Origin of the sequence: Streptomyces sp. NRRL F-5122 (assembly GCF_001507435.1) — a bacterium.
Classification (GTDB): domain Bacteria; phylum Actinomycetota; class Actinomycetes; order Streptomycetales; family Streptomycetaceae; genus Streptomyces; species Streptomyces lannensis.
Window position 1 is genome coordinate 1 of record NZ_LMWH01000050.1, and the last position, 2732, is coordinate 2732.

General features: G+C 68.2%; 2 protein-coding genes. One reads left to right on the forward strand and one right to left on the reverse strand.

Going from position 1 to position 2732, the window contains the following annotated elements:
- Nucleotides 1–344: 344 nt before the first annotated feature.
- Nucleotides 345–557 (forward strand): hypothetical protein, encoded by a 213-nt coding sequence (locus ADL25_RS08945; protein WP_059127133.1) that lies wholly within the window; start codon nt 345–347, stop codon nt 555–557.
- 1869 nt (nt 558–2426) lie between these two features.
- On the opposite strand, the gene ADL25_RS50375 is transcribed toward ADL25_RS08945, so the two are convergent.
- The coding region (locus ADL25_RS50375; protein ID WP_234380757.1) for a hypothetical protein at nt 2427–2732 on the reverse strand (306 nt) is incomplete at its 5' end.

Here is a 2732-nt window from a genome sequence, read left to right on the forward strand (position 1 = left end):
CGGCTACCGTCCAGGGCCTCCGGACAAATTGTTCGGAGTGTTTGGACGGCGGGGTTTGGTCATGACCTGTTGGCCCTCGTGGCAATGGGTCCGCCGTTTTCGCTGCTCCGCAGCCGGGTTCCCGCATGACCCGGCTGCGGGGTGGTGGGTTCCCCGTTCGTTCGGATGCTGGTGGTGCGGGTGGTGTGGCGGGCGTGTGTGTTCACCGCCGGCCGGCTGCTTGTGCCGCAGGTGCAGGACGGGGCCAGGGCGGGCGGCCTGGGGAAGTGCTTTTCCCGGGTTGTCTGGGCTCGGTGCCGATTCTGTTCGACCGTTCCTTTGACAGGATGAAAGGTGTTTTCTCCATGAACATGGACCAGCTTGAGGCCGAGACCGCGGAGCTGCTGCCCGGGCGGGAGGCGCTGGGGAAGTTCTCGTTCAACTTCACCAAGATGACCACCATCACGAAGAAGGTCGCTCACGTGGACGCGCACAACGAGTCCGAGGCGGTCAACTCGTGCTCGCCGTACGCGGTCGCGCAGTCTGAGGCTTCGCAGGCCATCAGCGTGCAGCAGTAAGACCCGGTGGTGCAGGGCCGCTCATGCAGCGAAACGCGGCCCTGCACCCGCCCCACCCGCGGATCCCGGCACGTCGGGAAGCCGGCCCCGGCCGCGCCCACCGGCGGAACAGGGCCCCGCACTGCCCGCCGGCGGAATCCTGCCCTGCCCCCGCCCGTTGGAGGACCCGGCCCTGACCTCCGTCCGTTGGAGGTCTTGGTCCTGGGCTCCGCGCGCTGTGGGAGGCGGTCCTGGACCTCCGTCCCGCTGTGCGATGTGGTTCTGTGCTTGGTCTGCTGCGGGGTGTGGCTTTGGGTCTCGCCTCATGTGGAACCGGGCCTTGTGCTGTGCCTGGTCTGATGCGGTCCTGCACTCCGCTGATCGCGGTTTGCGGTCCTGTGTCCTGCCTGGTGTGCTAACGGGTTCTGCGTTCCGGCTGGGTGTGGGGCGTGGGCTTGTGTCCGGCCTGATGTGGCCGTCTCCGGCTTGCGGCCGGTGGTCCGCCCGGTGCCGGGTTCCAAGTTCGGGGTTCTGGGTTGTGGGTTTGCGGTCTGTGTCGTGCCCGTGGTGTTCGCGGGCCGCACGCCTTGTGGTTTGCCGGTCGTGTGTGTTGTTGGGATCGTCGGCTGCGCGTCTGGCTTGTGGGGTGTGTGTGATGCGGGCCGTGTGCGGTGGTGCGTGCCGGTTGCGGTGATGCCGTGCGGCCGGTACGCCCGCCGTGCCGGGCCTCGGTAGCTCGCGCTGCTCGGGCCGGGAGCCGGTTGTGGCAGGGACGTTTCGTCTGGCGGCGGGACGACTTCTCGGCCTGACGTCACCCCAGCCACCCTGTGCCTACTTCGACTTCCCCGCCCACCCTGCCGAACTGTCTGCCCCGCCTTGGCTGCTCTGTCCGGTCTGCCTGTCGTGTGGTGCGGTTGTCGTGCGACATATGGTGCATGGCCCCGGCCGGCCACCCTCAGACGTGGCCCCTTCTCCTCGGACGTGGCCCCTTTCCCCTTGTTAGGCCGGCCTTGGCAGCCAGTCGGCTGCAGCAGCTGGGCAGCTCCGGTAGCCCCGTCGGCCGTGGCAGCCGTGCAGCTGTGTCGGTCGGGGCGGTCGTGGCGGGGTGTATTGCCTTCCTCCTTTGCTGTTTTGGAGTAGTGAATGACGGCGTCCGATGGAAACTGCGGCCGTAGTGGGCAGCACCGTCAGCCTGCCTGCATCTGGGACCGGTTGACGGCGCGCCAGGACTCTGTCGCTGGCGGCTCGCGTGCGGCCGCACCCGCCGCGCCCTCGGCGCGTGTGGCGCCAGGCCAGGCAGGACCGCCGGCGAACGGAACACATCCCGCCTACCCGGTGTCCGCTGCACACCCGGAACGCTCGGCGTACCCGGTATCTTCGGCGGATCCGGGGCACCCCACGCCCGTTTCGGAGTCGGCGTATCCGGCGTCTGCCTCTCGCCGCGCACACCCCAGGCATGTGGCGGAGTCGACGGTTCCGGCCTCGGCCGCCTCTTGGACTTCTTCGCCGTGCCCGGCGCATCCTGCGGATGCAGTGAATGCGGGGGACGGGTTGGCGCCGGCTGGTGCGGCGCCTTCGGCGGTGCCTGGGGCTGTCGGCGCTCCCCCGTACCCTGCCGGGCCCTCGCATTCTGGCGCGTCCCCAACTGTGCCGTTGGGTACGGCCGTTCCTGCGCCTTCTGCAGGGCCCTCGGAGTCTGCGGTGCCTGGGAGCTCTGCCGGGTCCTCGCATTCTGCGGGGTTTTCGCGTTCTGGGGTGTCTTCGACGGTGTCGTTGGGTTTTGGTGCGTCTGAATCCGGGGTGTGGGGTGCGGGAGTGATGGTTCAGCGGTTGTGCGAGGGCTTGGAGTTGGGTTCGCCCATCCATGCACGCGATCACCCCGCTAGCCGATCACCCCATCCACCCGGTCATCCCATCCATCCGGTCACCCCGTTCGCTGCGTTCCCCCGCCATCCCGGTCGTTCCGGGGGTTTCGGGGGTGGCCTGTCTGACGTTCGTTTTCACCTTCACGCAGGTCACTTTCGGTGCGGGCGTCGTGGGGCTCTTGGCCTTGTCGGGCGTCTGCTCTACCGCCTTTATGGCAGGAGGAAATTTTCGTGAATCATCGCAAGTCTTCGACGCGTCGTCGTTCGCGGTCGGCTGTCGGTCTCGGTCTGGGGGTTGCGGCGAGTGCGACGTTGTCTCTCGTGGCGGCCA